Raw genomic sequence first — 17,887 nt, forward strand, 5'->3', positions numbered from 1 at the left:
ACAATACCGTTGAAACGGGAGGGAATCGTATGGTGGAAGTATGGAGTACGTTCACGATCATCATCGTCTACGGATTGCTCATCATGAATATCTTGGCGGTCCTAACGGTTATTTTTCTCGAACGGCGCGATATTGGTGCGACGTGGGCATGGGTGTTCATCTTGTATTTCGTTCCGCTCGTTGGGTTTCTCGTCTATCTGTTTTTCGGAAGATTGTTGAAAAAATCGAATTTTTATCGTATTACGGAAGAAGAACAACTAGAACACGATAGACGGATTGCCTTACAGAAAAAAGAACTCGTGACGATGGGGCGGCACCCGATGATTCAAAAGCACCGGGATATGATTCGGATGAATCTGATGTCGAACGGTTCGTTACTCAGTCTCTCGAATCAACTGCAGATTCTTTCGGATGGAGAACAGAAATTCAATCGGATGATTCAAGATATCCGCCAGGCAGAGCATGAAGTGAATATTCAATACTACATCATTCAGAAAGATCGCCTTGGGCTAGCGTTGATCGATACATTAACCGAATGTGCCCGTCGTGGAATCAAAGTCCGTCTATTATATGATGCTGTCGGATCACGTAGTCTCAAACGGACGGATTTCAAAGATTTACTGGTACACGGGGGAGAAGTGTTCGCTTTTTTCCCGTCGACGATTGGTTTCGTTAATTTTCGCTTAAATAACCGCAATCACCGTAAATCCTGTATCATTGACGGTCGAATCGGCTACATTGGTGGATTTAACGTCGGTACGGAATATCTAGGTATCGATGAAAAGTTCGGCTACTGGCGGGATACGCATTTTCGCTTGAAAGGTGATGTCGTTCACGATCAGCTCGACCGTTTTATTCTTGACTGGAATCAAGCGAGTGACGTCTATACAGAAAAATCATTGTTCTACTACGGGACACACAGGGTTCAGAGTATATTACCGATGCAGATCGTCACGTCGGGTCCGGATTCCCGTTCAGAATATCTGAAGCTTGCTTTGATCAAGATGATCAATGAGGCAAAGCGGACGATTTACATTCAATCGCCTTATTTCATTCCAGACACGAGTTATTTAGATGCATGTAAGGCAGCTCTTCTGTCTGGAGTGGAGGTGCGCATCATGATTCCGAATAAGCCGGACCATCCATTCGTTTATTGGGCGACGACAGCTGCTGTAGGAGAGTTGTTGTCGTACGGAGCTAAAGTCTACACGTATGAACCTGGATTTTTACATGCGAAGACGATTGTTGTTGATGGAGAGATTGCTTCAGTCGGGACGACGAATATCGATGCACGAAGTTTCCGTTTAAATTTCGAAATGAATACAATTGTCTATGATCAGGAAGTAGCAATTGAACTAGAACGGCTCTTCTTAGCCGATTGTGATGTATCAAAGCTCATGACGGTCGAGTCGTATGTTGCGCGTTCAAGAATGATCAAATTCAAGGAAAGTATTTCGCGTTTGTTGTCACCGATTTTGTAAACCGTGTTTACGACCAGTCAAAATGTGAAAAATGGTATAGTGGTATGGAAATAGAAAAAGAGGAGAGTGAAGACGATGGCAAATCCAATTAAATTACTCGTATCAGACATGGATGGTACCGTTCTTTCGGGCAAACAACGAATAGAACCGGAGACGATTCAGGCAATTGAAGCAGCACGCGAACAAGGTGTCGAGTTTGCAATTGCAACAGGACGTAATTACTTAAATGCTAAAGAATTGACGGATGCCGCAGGAATTCATTGTCCGATCATTGCTTCAAACGGGGCACGTGTGATGACCGTCGATGGAGAAGAGTTGAGTGCGACGACTCTGACGACAGAACAAGCACAGCAAATTTACGGCATCATTAGCCAGTACGAAGTCTTCTTCGAGATGTTCTGTGATCAAGGACTCGTGACAGCGCAAGGAGCGACGATTGATGCAGCCTACGATTCGTTAAAAGAATTAAGTGAAGAAAGTGATCGGGCAAAACAAGTGCTTGATTTCTTCCACGATCGCTATTATGTCCACGAAGACGTCAAGATGATTGATGGATTCCGGTCATACATTCGTAATCAAGCGGGAAAAGTATTCAAGTTCATTTCGTTCTCATTTGATCAAGAATTGATGAAAACAATCTGGCAGGAAATCGAGCAGAAAGTCGAGGGTGTCTATGTCACGTCGTCAGGACACGATAACATCGAAGTCATGGCAGTCGGTGCCGATAAAGGAACGGCAGTTAAAATCCTCGCGGACCACCTTGGTGTGCCGATCGAACAAGTCGCTGTCATCGGTGATAATCTGAACGATCTTCCCATGTTTAAGGTTGCTGGAAAGGCGATCGCGATGGGGAATGGTCATGATGAAGCAAAAGCGATTGCGCATCACGTGACGAAAACAAACGATGAGCACGGCGTCGGATATGCGATTCAGCAATTGGCGTCCCGTGCTTGGTAAGGGGGACGTTTCATGTTTAAGGCATTTAAGGAGTTTGCTTTTCGAGGCAATGTGATCGATTTAGCGGTCGGAGTCATTCTCGGTGCTGCGTTCAGCGGGATTATCAAATCACTCGTCGACAGCGTCTTCATGCCGTTGATCGGTATCATCATCGGTGGTATTGATGTCAAAGGATTATCAATCATGGTCGGAAATGCAAAATTACAGTACGGTCAGTTCCTTCAGGCGAGTATCGAATTCTTATTGATTGCCTTTGCTTTGTTCATCTTCGTCAAAGGAATCACTTCGTTCCGGAAGAAGGAAGAAGTCGTCGAAGAAGAAGCGGTACCAACGACAGAAGAAAAACTATTGACAGAAATCAGAGATGCCTTGATTCGTCAAAATGAGTCATCACCCTAAAACTGATATATACCAAAAGCCTGTCTCACATATTTATGTGAAACAGGCTTTTTTGGCTCATAAAATTTCGAGTAATGCATTTTCGGAGCAGACTTGTAACGAAAGCTGTTTTTTCATTCCTTGATCAAATGAAATTTCTAGCACGTCATCAACCAGGTGCAAGACGGTTCCGGGACCAAATGCTGTATGCGATACACGCATGTTCTCAGTGATCGGAAGTGGAGGAACTTTAGCTCGCGCTGCAATGGCAGGACGTTGGCGTTCTATTTTTCGTTTTGCGGAATCCGGTGTAACAAGACGATGAACGTCTTCGACGAATGGTGAGACATCGAACGATTTCGATTTAAAACGATAAGACAGGAGATGCAGTTCGTGTCGTGCCCGTGTCATCCCGACGTAAAACAAGCGTGCTGCTTCTTCCATATCATCGAGTTGTCCATTCTTGTACGCCTTGATCGTGTCAGCCGATGGAAGAATACCAGCAACGAGATCAATCATAAAGACGCGATCAAATTCAAGCCCCTTTGCACTGTGAAAGGTCGAAAGGGTGACCGCATTTTGATTTTTGTTTTGTTTCGCATCACGCATCAACTGTTCGAGATGCGCGATCCGCTCACGAAAGGCGAGTAACGTCGGTACATCACTTGCGATGTTATCGATCGTATTTAATGTCTCAAGCAGGTGATCGAGACTAAAACCGAGACTCTCACTCATTTTCCGCAAATTCTTTTCGTAGCCCAGTTCATGACGAATCAATGAGAGGGCAGCAGACGGTCGAACGGTCTGAATGGAAGCGAATGTGCGCTTCATTTGTTGAAGTTGTTTCTTTTGATAAAACTTCATCTCGATTTTGTTTATGAGTAGATCAAATACAGATTCACCCGAACCAAACTGTTGCAATTGAGCCAGTTGAGCTTTTGAGATATATCCGGCGAACTTCGTATGGATGGTTGCTAGAATCTCGATATCTGTTGGATCTTGTGCGAATGTCATGAAATTTAAAATATCCTTCAAAATCCAATGACTGAAGAATTTATGATCAACATCCTTAATGTAAAAAGGAATGTTTGCTTGATCTAACGCATTCATGACGTTGATCGAAGAAGCATTGTTGCGATATAAGATGGCGACTTCGCGGTAATTCGTTTCCGTCCGTAACTGATTCAATAAATAACGAGTCTGATCTTCATAAGTCGGTAGCGTCTCTAAGATAATTGGACGAACCGCAGCATTCTCCGTGAACATCTGTTTCGGATAACGTGCTTTATTACGTTGGATGAACTGATTGGCGACTGAGACGATGTCCTTTGATGAGCGATAATTTTGTTCCATGTAAAGAATCGTCGCATTCGGATACGTATCCTTGAAGTGGAGAATCTTGGATGCATCTGCGCCACGCCAACTGTAAAGCGTCTGGTCATCGTCCGCGACGACACAAAGGCGATTGTGGGGTAAGGCTAACTTTTCAACCAGTTGATGCTGAACGAGTGATGTATCTTGACTCTCATCTGTCAGAATATAATCGAAGCGACGTTGGTAATGTTGCAATAGACGACGGTCTTGTTCCAAAATCGTATTAGCATACGTCAACATATCATCGAAATCAAGTAACGGATGTAGAGGATCACGAGACTTGAATTGTTCATATGCGACGTAGATGTCAGGAAAGTGTTTGATCGTCGTCGGTACTGCCTTGATTTCTTTTAAAGAAAGAAGGCGATTTTTGACAAAGGAAATCATCCGTAACAACTCATCCATTTGATCATCGGTAATGACACTTCGATTAATTTCCTGGAAAATACGGCGCAGTAACATCCGTTTATGTGGCGCATTCGGATGTTGTTGATCCATCGGTCCTTCGATGATCGTATAGGAGAGGCGTTGTTGAGACGTATGGTCCCGGACGACTTGAAAAGCAAAACTGTGGATTGTCGAAAAAGCCGCTGTTGTTCCGATTAGTTCATGGAATAAATGATAAAATCGATCCGCCATCTCGCGAGCTGCCGCTTTACTGAAGGTCAGTCCAAGAATACGATGTGGTTCAATTTTTTTTTGTAAAATCAAATAGGCAATCTTAAAATTAAGGGTCGTTGTTTTTCCAGAGCCGGGTGAGGCGAGTAACAGCAACGGACCATGGTCATGTTCAATTGCCTGTTGTTGGACAGGATTCAATTGAATGCCGGTCAATCGCTCCATCTGTTCGAAAAAATCTTCATGCATGATACAGTTCACCTCGAGCGTTTAATTTCGTGTCCATTAAATCGAACTCTCCCTAGTGTAGCATTTTTAATGATCGGATTGGATTACTGAAAGACGAACCGTGGAATAAAGAGACAAAAGACTATTGGAAGCAATGTAAGAGGAGTGCCTTTAAAAGACTAGGCAAATGGACTCAAAAATATTAAAATGGGAATAGATGTAAGAGAGTACTCTCTTGTCCTGTACAAAGAGGGAAGGCGGAATGAGAATGTCTGTAGTGAAATTACACATGTATACAAATGAACATTATGAACAATGTGAGGCGTTCATTCTTCCGGAAGAACAAGTTCAGTTTACTTCTTTTCCAACGGATGTCGTTACGGATGCGGTTGCACATCCCGATAAGTTTCCGGTTGTTATTAAAAAAGACGAGCTCGTCGTCGGATTTTTTATTCTCCATCTCAATCCCCCTAAAACACACCGGACGGATGAACAAAGTGTCCTGTTACGTGCCTTTTCGATTGATGAACGGCATCAACATCAAGGATACGCGAAGGAAGCGATGATGCAGTTACCGGAGTTCGTTCATCATCATTTCCCGGAAGTCACATCGATTACACTTGCGGTCAATAAAAAGAATATCGCTGCAAAATCACTGTATTTCAAGACGGGATATGTCGATACGTTACAATCGGTCATGGGTCCAATCGGAGAGCAACATATTCTCGCCTTCGATTTAGAAAAGGAATCACGATTGAAGCAGTGAAGTAAAAAAGCATTTTCCTGATTATGTTCAGGAAAATGCTTTTTGTTATTTAAGATAAATCATAAATAGAGAGGTGGGCAGTCGCCTCACCAGAGAATCCGATACCTCGACTCGTTGCTTTTGGGAAAATACGTCCGCTTGCGACGGCTTCTCCATCATTGAGGAAAAGTTCGAACGAGGACCGGTCCACAAACAAACGTAATGTCTGCAAGTCTTTCGAAAGGACAGTCGATCGTGATGTACCAAATGATTCAGCAGGAACGTCCACACCCGAACGACTCCGGTCAATCGTAAATTGACGCGAAACGACATCATATTTAAATAGGGTTTCTTCTGTAGCGTCTTGACGAATTGAGAAGCGGAACGAATCCGACGACAGCTTCAAGTCTGTCATCACGAGTTCGAAAATCTCGGCTTCCGCAACCGTCACATCTTGCTCGAAAAGAATCGTTTCGTCAAATAAGGTTTCTTTTCGTAGCTGTGTCAGTTCATGGACAGGTCGTTGACGAAGTTGTCCCTGTTCGATCGTTAATTCACGTGGCAATGTCAAAGCATGTGCCCAGTTATAAATGTCAGAAGGATAACTAATGTCCGGTAAACCCATCCAACCAACAAGAATCCGTCGACCATCTGCCGCCTCAGTTGTTTGTGGCGCATAGAAGTCGAATCCGAAATCGAGTTCTTGGAAAGGTTCATGTGTGAATGTTAAGTTGGGTAAAGCTAACAGTTCCCCGATGAAGTAACCGGACTGGAAAATATTTTGATAGTTCGTACCATCTGGCTCAATCCCTTGAGGACTAAAGAGAAAGACGCCTTTTCCATTAAGCTCGAAATAATCAGGACATTCCCACATATAACCGAATGTCGGGTAGTTCGTCCGTAACTCACCGACAAACGTCCAGTGCTCTGCATCTTGAGACTGATAAATGACAGTACAACCTGTCAAGTCAGTGCGCTGTGCTCCAAGTATGCAGTACCAGATGCCCGATGCATCTTGAAAGACTTTCGGATCACGAAAATGTTCTGTATAGCCTTCAGGAACGGTTGGAATAGCAGGTGGTAAGTGTTTTTCAATCCGTCCATCCGAACGAAGGTGCCCAACGATTTGACTCGTATGGCGATTCCACTCTGCGTCCCGTTTGTTACCGGTGTACATGATGTGCACTTGATCATCTTTGATGAAGCCACTACCGGAATAAGCGCCGTGCGAATCAGGATCGTCATTTGGAATCAAGGCGGCCCCTTCATCGAACCAATGTACGAGGTCTTTTGATGTCATGTGATACCAGTACTTTAGACCATGAACAGGACCGAGTGGGAACCATTGATAAAATAAATGATAAAGACCGTCGTGGTAGACGAAGCCGTTCGGATCATTCAAAAGTCCGGTTGGAGGTTGGATATGGTAAGAAAATCGCCAAGGAGATGTTCTTACTTCTTCCTTCATCGCTTGGTATACGGTCGGATCGACATCCGAGAGGGGACGATATCGTGCTTCACGTGTCCATTGATTCATGCTGACAGCTCCTTGTTGAAAATTTATACGCTTCTCGTTCACCTTACGGAGGAGAACCGCGCTTGTCAATCTTCCGTTCCAAAAGGTCAATGAACGGACATACATCCTTTACCATCTTGCTTCGAACGATAGAGCGCTAAATCCGCATGGTGCATGACTTGCTCGAGCGATTCACCTGCTATCTGTTCAGCGAGTCCGATGCTCATTCCGATATGGACGGTCTGTTCTTCTAAATGATAAGGCATCGAGACATGGGCAATCCATTGTTCACCTAAGTGTTGTGCTTCTACTACAGACTGATGTGTTAAGACGATGATGAACTCATCGCCACCAAGACGAGCGACGAAGCCACCAGGTGGAAGTAACTGTTCGAGACGTTGACCGACCTCGATCAGGAGGAGATCACCAAGTGCGTGCCCATATGTGTCGTTAACTGCTTTAAAACCGTCTAAATCGAGACAAAGGTAGATGGAATGCGTTCCTATAGGTAATTGTTCGATGTATTGAGCAAGACCGTTTCGATTCGCAAGACCCGTGAGACTGTCACGTTGCGATAATCGTTCAAACGTCAGTTTTTCTTTTTCGGTATGCAGCAATCGACGAATCAGTTGCTGTAGGGCATCTGTCAATGTCTCGATTTCTCGGATTCCACGATGGTTCGGAAGTGATTTTGAAGGATCACCTTGCATTTGTTGTGCGGCATGCGTGATTTTTAAGAGTGGTCGAGTCAGCAGTTTCGCTAACATCCACCCAAGCAGAGCTGTAATGAGAGAGGCAATTAACCCAGCGATAAAAATCGTTTGGCGTAAAGCGTCGGCATCAGCGAAGGCAATCGATGTCGGTTGACGCACAAGAACCGTCCAACCTAGTCCATCATAGTCTTTGTAACCACGGCTCGTACTTTGGCCAGAGACGAATTCTTTCTCTTTCCAAAAAGCGGTCGCAGGAGCATTCGAAGTGAGCGTTACACTAGTAGGCAATGTCTTACCACTCCATCCGTTTGGTCCAAGCAAAATCGTCTTTCGATCTTGACTAACGATGAAGACATCGACTTTTTGGAGAGAAGAGGTAGCGCTCTGGAAACTTTGTTCAATCGCTTTAGCCCATTCGAAACTGAGGTGTGTCGCGAGGACGCCGGAAAATCGTCCCTTATCATATAAAGGTGTACTTATATCGACAAATTGGAGTGGCTCACCACTTGGATTCGGCAATAATTTTGCGAGTAGGACGGCTTCATGAACATCACCGATGAATGGTTGCGATAATGCTTCTTGAAAAACAGGTCGTTCTTTGATCGATGTTCCTTCAAGAATCTGGTTCGTTGACGCAATGACTTTACCGTTCGCATCTAAACGACCAATCCAAGAAAAGTCGGGAATCTGTCGTTGTAACTCCTCTAGTGTCCGACGTGTTTCTACTTTTTGATCTGTTTGTTGAATCGTTGATAAAGAGCCAAGCAACTTCACTTCTGCATAGCGTGACCACATGTAATGATCGAGCTTGTCGGATAGTTGATGAGCAGTCGTTGACAGATTCATTCCGACTTCCGATTGGAGTCGGCTTGTCGCGTGTTGACTGATGAAGAAGGTCAACAACAGCGTCATGCTTAAAAATAATAGGGAAATCAATCCCGCTAACAGGATGTCAAAGCGAAGTGAGGGTCTGGACATTGTGTGATACTCCATTCATACGTTTCTCATTTGTTTTTGTTTGACTCATATACATAGACGTCTACTTGCTGTTTACGGTTCGAGATGCTCGTTCGTACGTAGCGGAATCCATGTTTTTCCCAAAACCGTCGGGCTTTTACGTTATCAGGTAATACGGCGAGATGAATCTGTGACTCTCGACTTAAGAATTGATTGAAAAAGGCGGACAGTAACCGACTACCCGTTCCGGTGCCATGATGAGAAGCATCAAGTAAAAATAAACCAATCCACGTTGTACCGTCTTGCGGATGCTTTGAGAGGTAGTCAATCAGTAAGACAGGTTCTCCATCGATATACCCGATCAGCGATACAGTATCGGGATTCAAGAATTCCTCCTGTAAGATCGAATCAGAGAGTGGTAGCGCCCGTTCTTCTAGGCATGCATACTCTGGAACGCTTGCGTACAGTGATTGAACGATCGGAAAATGTTCACGTGTCATTTCTTCAAAAAGAATCATCTGAAGACTCCATTCCTTATTTAGTCTCAAATTTCTGCGTTAGCGGATTTTTATTTGGAATCAGATTACATATTTGTAAGAAAAGAAACTTTCGCAGGGAATTCACGTACACTATATAGCATAGACAAAATATGAATGAGGAGGAAGAGCAGATGTTAAAGATTGAAAATATCTCAAAGCGTCTCGGAAAAGAGCAAATTCTAAAAGACGTCAGTTTTGAGGTATCCCCAGGAGAAGTGTTCGGCTTCCTCGGACCAAATGGGGCAGGGAAGACGACAACGATTCGTATCATCACGGGGCTGCTTGAGCAGGATGCTGGGCGAGTCACGGTCAATGGCTATGATGTCGTAGAAGAGCGTTCGAAGGCATTGACGCAAATCGGAGCAATCGTTGAAAATCCAGCTTTTTATCCTTATTTAACAGGCAAACAAAACTTGATACATGCAAAAAACCTGATTCCAGGACTCGGACAAGTCGACTATGACGCACTTACTCGTCTCGTTGGTTTAGAAGGAAAGCTTTCGAAGAAAGTTGGAGAGTATTCACTCGGAATGAAGCAACGTCTTGGAATTGCTCGCGCGTTGTTACATAATCCGCGCGTCTTGATTTTAGATGAACCGACAAATGGTCTAGATCCGTCCGGGATCGCAGAACTTCGTGAGTATTTACGACAAATGGCGCGTGAGCAGGATATCGCAATTTTGATCTCAAGTCATATGCTGAGTGAAATGGAACAAATCAGTGATCGATATGCCATCATTGATCAAGGTGTCATCAAGTCGGTCGAATCGGTTCGTAACGAAACCGGAGCAAAGGTGGCACTTCGCGTCAATAAGGAAGCGATGACTGACGTACTTGAAGCCCTTCGCATCGCGAACTATCCATCAGAAGTACTTGATGAACAAATCATCATCACAGCACCAGAAAGTGAGTGTCCGGCGATTGCCCGACTTGTCGTGCCGATTGCTGACTTACATGAATTGACCGTCAAACGCTTGACGCTCGAAGAACAATTCCTGCAAGTAACGAAAAAAGAGGGGGATTCACATGCTTTCGCTCATACAAAATGAATGGATGAAATGGTGGACGACTAAAAAAGCGAAAATCGTCTTAGCGCTATATGTCGTCATTGCGGTTGGTATTATCATTGTGGCGAAGACAAATGATTTTGAGTTCACACGCTATGATTACTATTCCTTAACATTTGTGTTGTTGACCTCCTTATTAGGGATCATCACGATCGTCTTCACGGCAGAAGCTATCGGGAATGAAGTACGGTATGATACGATGAAACATCTATTAATGAGTCCATATTCACGAATGACGATTTATTTCTCGAAGCTGATCTTCTCGATCTTGATCATGTTATTCCAATTCGTGTTCATTGCTGCGATCGTCTACGCAGGCTCATTTGTGTTTTCAGAGGTAGGAGATCCGATCCTGTTCCGCGACACGATCGTTGAGGTCGTCAGTCCGATTTTTACGATATTTATGACGTTGTTCTTCTCATTATTATTCCGCTCGGTCGGTATGATCATTGGCTTTACCGTATTAGCGCAGTTCTTTACGAGCATTGCGGGAAGTCTATTGATCGGCTTTAAACCAGCGATTGCCAAATGGATCGTATTCATGCACTTGGACTGGTCGATGTATTTCAAGGATTCTGTTTCCTATGGTATCAGTGAAGCAATGGGAACATCTTTAACATTCTCCGTCTTGTTCGTAATGGCGCATATCATCGTCTTATTAGGCGCGTCAATTCTTGTTTTCCAGAGAAAATCCTACACGTAAAGAAAAGAGTTGCTCACGGACGAATTTGTCTGTGAGCAACTCTTTTCTTTGAGTATTTAAGAACTAGTTCGTTTAGGCGGACGAGCCGTAATCGGGAACAGTCGCTGAAACCATTCAATCAGCGGACCATTCAATAGTAAGAAAATAAAAGTTCCGACTCCGATGCCGATCAATTGACGTTCAATCAGTGAAAAGAGACTGGCAATCAAAAAAGGAATGCCGAGACTAATCGTTGCTCCGATTGATGTACTTTTAAAGCGGGTGATGAGTGATTTCATCAAGTAATCTGGCGGCATCAACACGAAGCCGATCTGGAGATAAAGTGCAAGTCCAAGTGAAATCAACGGCATACCGATTAACATGTACAAGGCGCGCATCCATAGTCCTTGTGGTGTGTAGATCAATTGATGGATTGATAAGAAGAAATCAATTGCGGCGCCGAACAGTACGACGAGTGCGAAACTGAGGACGATCGTCCACCAACTGAAGCGGCTTCCAAGAGAAAGCGCTGCAATCAAGGCAAGCACATGTAAAACGATGATGGCCAGCCCGACAGTTAACGGTGAGATCGCCGCGACAGCTTCGCTTGCGGATGTCCAAGGTGCACTGCCGATCGAGGCGGTCACCATAAAGCTGTTACCTAGGGCATTAATTAAAATCGAGAATAAATAAATAGTGATCCGTTTTTGCTGACTCATTGACGTGCACAGACGGTAGGACTGCGCATTCACCTCCTGAAAATAAATCGTTTCGTTAAGCTATACCCTAATCGTAGCGCTCTTTTCACTTATTTTCATGAAAAGAGCATTGCCTAATACCTCAGTTTCACGACATACTTAGGACACATTACGAATCAGGGGGAGAACGCATGACTTATTTTGGACAGAAGATCCTGCCTTCCGTTAGAAAATTAGAAGACTTTGAAAAGATGCTGAAGAGTCCATATGAGTATGGGGTCTTACTCGAAATGCACGTCTCGCGTTTAAAAGCAGTCTATGAGATGGCACATCGATACGATAAAAAAATGTTTTTGCATATGGATCTCGTCCAGGGGTTAAAAAATGATGAGTACGCGACGGAATATGTTTGCCAAGAACTGAAACCGTATGGCGTCATTTCGACGAAGGCGAGTGTCATCTTGAAGGCACGTCAAAAAAAGGTCAAGACGATGCAGCGTATGTTCTTACTCGATTCCAGTTCACTTGAAAAAAGTTATCAACTTATGGAACGCACACAACCTGATTACATCGAAGTATTACCAGGGTTGATGCCGAAGTATATTCAAGAAGTGAAGGAAAAGACAGGACGTCTCGTATTCGCAGGGGGACTGATTGATACAGTAGAAGAAGTCGAACAAGCGATTGAAGCAGGTGCCTCAAGCATTACGACATCAAATAAGGATTTATGGCGGCATTTTGAACCACGCTCTTAATCGGATTGTGAGAAAAATCATTTGGAACGTTTGACAGCGTTTTCACCGATTGTTATAGTGATATCAAGTTGATACAAAGTGACGGAGAAAAGGGAGATTCACGTGTGAGTTCTACTTGAAGAAAATTCAAGTATGAGCTGACGTGGATCTCCTTTTTATGTTGCTTTTTTCACATAATAAAAAAGGAGGAACACTTATGTCACCTTTATTAGCAGAATTTTTAGGTACAGCCTTGCTAGTCGCGCTTGGAAATGGTGTTGGCGCAGGCGTTAGCTTAACGAAATCGTTCGCGAAGGACGCAGGATGGATCGTCATCACGTTTGCATGGGGATTTGCCGTAGCGATTGCCGCGTATGCCGTTGGTCAATTCAGTGGGGCACACCTTAATCCAGCAGTGACGCTTGGTTTAGCATTTGACGGCTCATTTGCATGGGCGGATGTACCAGGCTATATCGTCGCTCAAATCGCCGGCGGGATATTAGGTGCAATTCTTGTTTTCGTGCACTACTTACCACATTGGGCGGAAACGAAGGATCCAGCAACGAAGCTTGGCGTCTTTGCAACGTCTCCAGCGATTCCATACACATTTGCTAATCTAATGAGTGAAATGATTGCGACGTTCTTACTTGTTATCGGGTTGTTATCAATCGGAGCGAATAAGTTCTCGGATGGTCTGAATCCTCTAATTGTCGGCTTCTTGATCGTCAGCCTCGGTATGTCATTCGGAGGTACGACAGGATATGCGATGAACCCGGCGCGGGACCTTGGTCCTCGTATTGCCCATTTCATCCTACCGATTCATGGAAAAGGATCATCGAATTGGGGGTACTCTTGGATTCCGGTTCTTGGACCAGTTCTTGGTGGAAGTCTTGGCGGATTGTTTTATCGTTCGGTCTTCACAGGAAAAGATACACCGGCTTTTTGGATTGTAGGACTTGTGACAATCATCATATTAGGCTTATGCTATAGATTCGGTGTTCGTCCGAACAAAACAACGTCAGTGAAGTCAAAGTCAGCTTAACTTATTTAGATACAAAAGGATGGGGAAGAGATGGAGAACTACATTTTGTCATTGGATCAGGGAACGACAAGTACACGTGCGATCCTGTTTAATCGTGCTGGTGAGATCGTACATTCAGCGCAACAGGAATTCACGCAGTATTTTCCAAAACCAGGTTGGGTCGAACACAACGCAAACGAGATTTGGGGAAGTGTCCTTGCGGTCGTGGCGACTTGTCTGACGGAAGCAAACATAAAACCGTCGCAGATTGCCGGCATCGGGATCACGAACCAACGTGAAACAGCCGTCGTCTGGGAAAAAGAAACAGGGAAACCGATTCACAATGCAGTCGTGTGGCAATCGAGACAAACGGCTGAAATTTGTGAAGCGCTTCGAGCAGCCGGTCATGCCGAGCTCTTCCGTGAGAAGACAGGTCTATTGATTGATGCTTATTTCTCTGGTACGAAAGTCAAATGGATTTTGGATCATGTCGAAGGAGCACGAGCGCGTGCTGAACGTGGTGAACTATTATTCGGGACGATCGATACGTGGCTCATCTGGAAATTATCTGGCGGAAAAGCACATGTGACCGACTATTCGAATGCGAGTCGTACGTTGATGTACAACATTCATGAATTAAAATGGGATGACGAATTACTCGACATCTTAGACGTCCCGAAAGCGATGCTTCCAGAAGTACGACCTTCTTCTGAAGTGTACGCAGAAACAGCAGGTTATCATTTCTTCGGAGAAGCGGTTCCGATCGCTGGTGCAGCGGGTGATCAACAAGCCGCCTTGTTTGGTCAAGCGTGTTTTGACACAGGAATGGCGAAAAACACATACGGTACAGGCTGCTTCATGTTGATGAACACAGGCGAAGAGGCTGTGAAATCAGATCATGGACTGCTCACAACGATTGCGTGGGGCGTCGATGGTAAAGTTGAGTATGCCTTAGAAGGAAGTATCTTTGTCGCAGGATCCGCAATCCAATGGTTACGAGACGGATTACGCATCATTGATGATGCAAAGGAATCAGAAGGATACGCAACGCGTGTCACGTCATCAGAAGGTGTCTACGTCGTACCGGCATTCGTTGGTCTTGGAACACCTTACTGGGATTCAGACGTTCGTGGTGCAGTCTTCGGTTTGACACGTGGTACGGAAAAAGAACACTTTATCCGCGCAACATTAGAATCACTCGCTTATCAAACACGTGACGTCTTATCTGCGATGGAGCAAGATTCAGGTATCGAGATGAAGACACTTCGTGTTGACGGTGGAGCGGTTAAAAATAACTTCTTAATGCAGTTCCAAGGTGACATCATTCAAGCGCCGGTCGAACGTCCGGAAATCAATGAGACGACGGCATTAGGTGCAGCCTACTTGGCAGGTCTTGCTGTCGGATTCTTTGAAAACCGTGAACAAATTGCTACGCAATGGAAAAAAGAACGCCGTTTCGAGCCGAGTATGGCAAAAGAAGAGACGGATGCGCTTTATGGCGGATGGCAAAAAGCTATTCAAGCTACGATGTTGTTCAAATGATGTGATCTATGTTATAGTAAGGTCAAGTTAATAAACCGGTCGGAGAATATGGAGAGACCACAGCAACAGTTGACATAGTCAGCGTGTTTGTTGTGGTCTCTTTTTTTTCGAACCTAAACAGGAGGAACTATTCATGGCTAACCAACCATTCTCAAGCAAAAACCGTGCAGATGTCTATAATCGATTAACACGTGAAGAACTCGATCTACTTGTCGTAGGTGGCGGGATCACAGGTGCGGGAATCGCCCTCGATGCGGCGTCACGCGGTATGAAGATTGGCCTCGTCGAAATGCAGGATTTCGCATCTGGTACATCTAGTCGTTCAACGAAATTAGTCCATGGTGGTCTACGTTATTTAAAACAATTCGAAGTTCAAATGGTCGCTGAAGTCGGTAAAGAACGTGCGATTGTTTACGAAAACGGCCCACACGTTACGACACCAGAGTGGATGTTACTTCCGATGCATAAGGGCGGTACATTCGGACCGTTCAGTACGTCAATCGGTCTTCGTGTCTATGACTTCTTAGCAGGTGTTAAACGTTCTGAATGGCGTACGATGTTATCTGCAAAAGAAACATTAGCAAAAGAACCACTCGTTAAACAACAAGGTCTTAAAGGTGGCGGTTACTACGTCGAGTACCGCACAGATGACGCTCGTCTAACGATTGAAGTCATGAAAGAAGCAGTCGAACATGGCGCACGTGTCGTCAACTATACAAAAGCAGAAGAAATCATCTACGATGCTGGAAAAGTCGTCGGGATGCGTGTGACAGACCTCTTGACAGGTGACGTGCATGAAATCCGTGCGAAAAAAGTCGTCAACGCGACAGGTCCATGGGTTGATGAATTACGTGAAAAAGATGGCTCGAAAGTCGGGAAACAACTTCGTTTGACAAAAGGTGTCCACGTTGTCATCGATCAATCGAAATTCCCACTCAAACAAGCGGTCTACTTTGATACACCAGACGGTCGTATGATTTTTGCGATTCCACGTGATGGAAAAGCATACGTTGGTACGACAGATACGTTCTTCGATAAAGATACAGCACATCCGAAGTTCACAGTCGAAGATCAAGACTACGTCCTAGACGCGATCCACTATATGTTCCCAGATGTTAAAGTAACAGCGGAAGATATAGAATCAAGCTGGGCTGGTGTACGTCCGTTGATCTATGAACAAGGAAAAGACCCTTCTGAAATCTCTCGTAAAGATGAAGTATGGCAATCTGAGTCAGGTCTCATCACGATTGCTGGTGGGAAATTGACTGGATACCGTAAAATGGGTGAGCACGTCGTTGATCTCGTTGCAAAACTCTTGAAAAAAGAAGAAAATGTTGCGTATGCACGTTGCTCGACGAAAAACATGCCAATGTCGGGTGGACATGTCGGCGGAGCAAAAGGATTTGCTGAATTCCTAAAAGCTCAAACAGCAACGAATGGTCTAACAACAGAGGAAGTTCAATTCTTAGCAAAACGCTACGGTTCGAACCTACCGAAAGTGCTTGAATATGCAGCAGCATATGATGCTGCTACGACAGATCTTCCACGTTCTGTCTACGCACAACTTCACTATGGTATCGAACATGAAATGGTCGCTCGTCCGATCGACTTCTTCATCCGGCGTACAGGTGCTGTCTTCTTCGACATCGCTTGGGCTCGTGCTCACAAAGACGCGGTCATCGAAGAAATGAAAACTGTCTTGAACTGGACAGCAGAACAAACAGCTGCTTACACGAAAGAACTCGATATTGAGATCGAAGATGCAGCACACGCGCTTGTAACAGAATAAGCGATGAACGCACTAAAGAACCAAGATCAAAACGATCTTGGTTCTTTTTTCGCACATATTCGAATCGACCTGGGCGGAAAGATTGCAACTCTGTCTAGAGGCGACTATGCTTAATGTATGAAACTGCACAAAAGGAGAGAACACAGATGAAAGTAGAAGTATGGTCGGATTATGCATGTCCGTTTTGTTATATTGGGAAGCGTCGTTTAGAACAAGCAATTGCGAACGAAAAGTTGGATGTTGAGGTCGAATTCAAAAGCTTTGAACTTGACCCAGATGCACCAGCAGTGCCGACGCAAGGGTTATACGAAATTCTTGCTTCGAAATATGGGACGACTCTCGAACAAGCACGGAATATGTCGCAAGGTGTCGTTGATACGGCACGTCAGGAAGGCTTGCACTACGAGATGGATCGTGTCATCCCAGCCAATACATTCGAGGCTCATCGCCTGACTCAATTTGCAAAAAAACATGGTAAGATGAATGCAGTATCGGAAGCTTTGTTCACAGCTTATTTCATGAATGGAGAAGATTTGAATGACCCAGCCATTCTGACGCGGATCGCAGTAGAAGCAGGACTTGCTGAAGCAGATGTCACAGCGTTTCTCGCATCAAAAGAACTGGCGACAGATGTTCGAGAAGAAGAGGCGATGGCACAACAACTTGGTGTTCGTGGTGTACCGTTCTTCGTCTTCGACCGAAAATATGCTATTTCCGGCGCACAACCAGTAGAAGCATTCGAACAAGTCTTCACGAAGATCCGCCAAGAACAAACACTTGAAATCATCGCTGAAGGTGATGCGTGTGGTGTCGACGGCTGTAACTGATCACATTATGATTCCATCACA

Annotated in this window: 16 protein-coding genes; 11 read left to right on the plus strand and 5 right to left on the minus strand. The window is 44.6% G+C overall.

Annotated elements, in window-relative coordinates:
- The first annotated feature begins 29 nt into the window (after positions 1-29).
- The 3 genes from cls to mscL all read left to right on the plus strand — a co-directional run bounded on the left by cls (position 30) and on the right by mscL (position 2,837).
- Positions 30-1,481, plus strand: a complete 1,452-nt coding sequence (cls, locus tag ASG02_RS00705) for a cardiolipin synthase (RefSeq protein WP_056059974.1) — start codon at positions 30-32, stop codon at positions 1,479-1,481.
- Between the two features lie 75 nt (positions 1,482-1,556).
- Positions 1,557-2,438, plus strand: coding sequence for a Cof-type HAD-IIB family hydrolase (locus ASG02_RS00710; protein ID WP_056059977.1), 882 nt, complete (start codon positions 1,557-1,559; stop codon positions 2,436-2,438).
- Between the two features lie 12 nt (positions 2,439-2,450).
- Positions 2,451-2,837, plus strand: a complete 387-nt coding sequence (mscL, locus tag ASG02_RS00715) for a large-conductance mechanosensitive channel protein MscL (RefSeq protein WP_056059980.1) — start codon at positions 2,451-2,453, stop codon at positions 2,835-2,837.
- A 57-nt stretch (positions 2,838-2,894) separates the two neighbouring features.
- Here mscL and ASG02_RS00720 read toward each other — a convergent pair whose 3' ends face one another.
- The gene (locus ASG02_RS00720; RefSeq protein WP_035409392.1) at positions 2,895-5,057 is read right to left on the minus strand and encodes an ATP-dependent helicase; all 2,163 of its coding nucleotides are present in this window, start codon (positions 5,055-5,057) and stop codon (positions 2,895-2,897) included.
- Positions 5,058-5,304: 247 nt separating this feature from the next.
- Here ASG02_RS00720 and ASG02_RS00725 point away from each other — a divergent pair, with 247 nt between their 5' ends.
- The gene (locus ASG02_RS00725) at positions 5,305-5,802 is read left to right on the plus strand and encodes a GNAT family N-acetyltransferase (protein ID WP_035409789.1); all 498 of its coding nucleotides are present in this window, start codon (positions 5,305-5,307) and stop codon (positions 5,800-5,802) included.
- A 49-nt stretch (positions 5,803-5,851) separates the two neighbouring features.
- Here ASG02_RS00725 and ASG02_RS00730 read toward each other — a convergent pair whose 3' ends face one another.
- From ASG02_RS00730 to ASG02_RS00740, 3 genes are all read right to left on the minus strand, one after another.
- Entirely contained in the window at positions 5,852-7,318 is a 1,467-nt protein-coding gene (locus ASG02_RS00730; RefSeq protein ID WP_056059984.1) for a sucrose-6-phosphate hydrolase, read from the minus strand.
- Between the two features lie 86 nt (positions 7,319-7,404).
- Positions 7,405-8,988 carry a diguanylate cyclase domain-containing protein gene (locus tag ASG02_RS00735; protein ID WP_035409390.1) on the minus strand — a complete coding sequence of 528 codons (1,584 nt, stop codon included), beginning with the start codon at positions 8,986-8,988 and terminating at the stop codon, positions 7,405-7,407.
- Positions 8,989-9,014: 26 nt separating this feature from the next.
- Entirely contained in the window at positions 9,015-9,485 is a 471-nt protein-coding gene (locus tag ASG02_RS00740) for an N-acetyltransferase (RefSeq protein WP_056059986.1), read from the minus strand.
- Positions 9,486-9,637: 152 nt separating this feature from the next.
- Here ASG02_RS00740 and ASG02_RS00745 point away from each other — a divergent pair, with 152 nt between their 5' ends.
- The gene (locus ASG02_RS00745; protein WP_056059989.1) at positions 9,638-10,555 is read left to right on the plus strand and encodes an ABC transporter ATP-binding protein; all 918 of its coding nucleotides are present in this window, start codon (positions 9,638-9,640) and stop codon (positions 10,553-10,555) included.
- On the plus strand, positions 10,533-11,276 hold the full coding sequence (locus ASG02_RS00750; protein WP_035409387.1) for an ABC transporter permease: 744 nt from the start codon (positions 10,533-10,535) through the stop codon (positions 11,274-11,276). Before ASG02_RS00745 ends, ASG02_RS00750 begins: the two co-directional genes overlap by 23 nt.
- 56 nt (positions 11,277-11,332) lie before the next feature.
- On the opposite strand, the gene ASG02_RS00755 is transcribed toward ASG02_RS00750, so the two are convergent.
- Positions 11,333-11,905 carry a hypothetical protein gene (locus tag ASG02_RS00755; RefSeq protein ID WP_231496882.1) on the minus strand — a complete coding sequence of 191 codons (573 nt, stop codon included), beginning with the start codon at positions 11,903-11,905 and terminating at the stop codon, positions 11,333-11,335.
- 239 nt (positions 11,906-12,144) lie between these two features.
- Here ASG02_RS00755 and ASG02_RS00760 point away from each other — a divergent pair, with 239 nt between their 5' ends.
- From ASG02_RS00760 to ASG02_RS00780, 5 genes are all read left to right on the plus strand, one after another.
- Entirely contained in the window at positions 12,145-12,708 is a 564-nt protein-coding gene (locus tag ASG02_RS00760; protein ID WP_023467370.1) for a glycerol-3-phosphate responsive antiterminator, read from the plus strand.
- Between the two features lie 196 nt (positions 12,709-12,904).
- Entirely contained in the window at positions 12,905-13,729 is an 825-nt protein-coding gene (locus ASG02_RS00765) for an MIP/aquaporin family protein (protein ID WP_056059992.1), read from the plus strand.
- Between the two features lie 30 nt (positions 13,730-13,759).
- Entirely contained in the window at positions 13,760-15,250 is a 1,491-nt protein-coding gene (gene glpK, locus ASG02_RS00770; RefSeq protein WP_035409380.1) for a glycerol kinase GlpK, read from the plus strand.
- A gap of 133 nt (positions 15,251-15,383) precedes the next feature.
- Positions 15,384-17,039 (plus strand): glycerol-3-phosphate dehydrogenase/oxidase, encoded by a 1,656-nt coding sequence (locus tag ASG02_RS00775; RefSeq protein WP_035409379.1) that lies wholly within the window; start codon positions 15,384-15,386, stop codon positions 17,037-17,039.
- A 146-nt stretch (positions 17,040-17,185) separates the two neighbouring features.
- On the plus strand, positions 17,186-17,866 hold the full coding sequence (locus tag ASG02_RS00780; protein ID WP_056059996.1) for a DsbA family oxidoreductase: 681 nt from the start codon (positions 17,186-17,188) through the stop codon (positions 17,864-17,866).
- Positions 17,867-17,887: the final 21 nt, after the last annotated feature.

The organism is Exiguobacterium sp. Leaf196 (genome assembly GCF_001423965.1).
Lineage (GTDB): Bacteria > Bacillota > Bacilli > Exiguobacteriales > Exiguobacteriaceae > Exiguobacterium_A.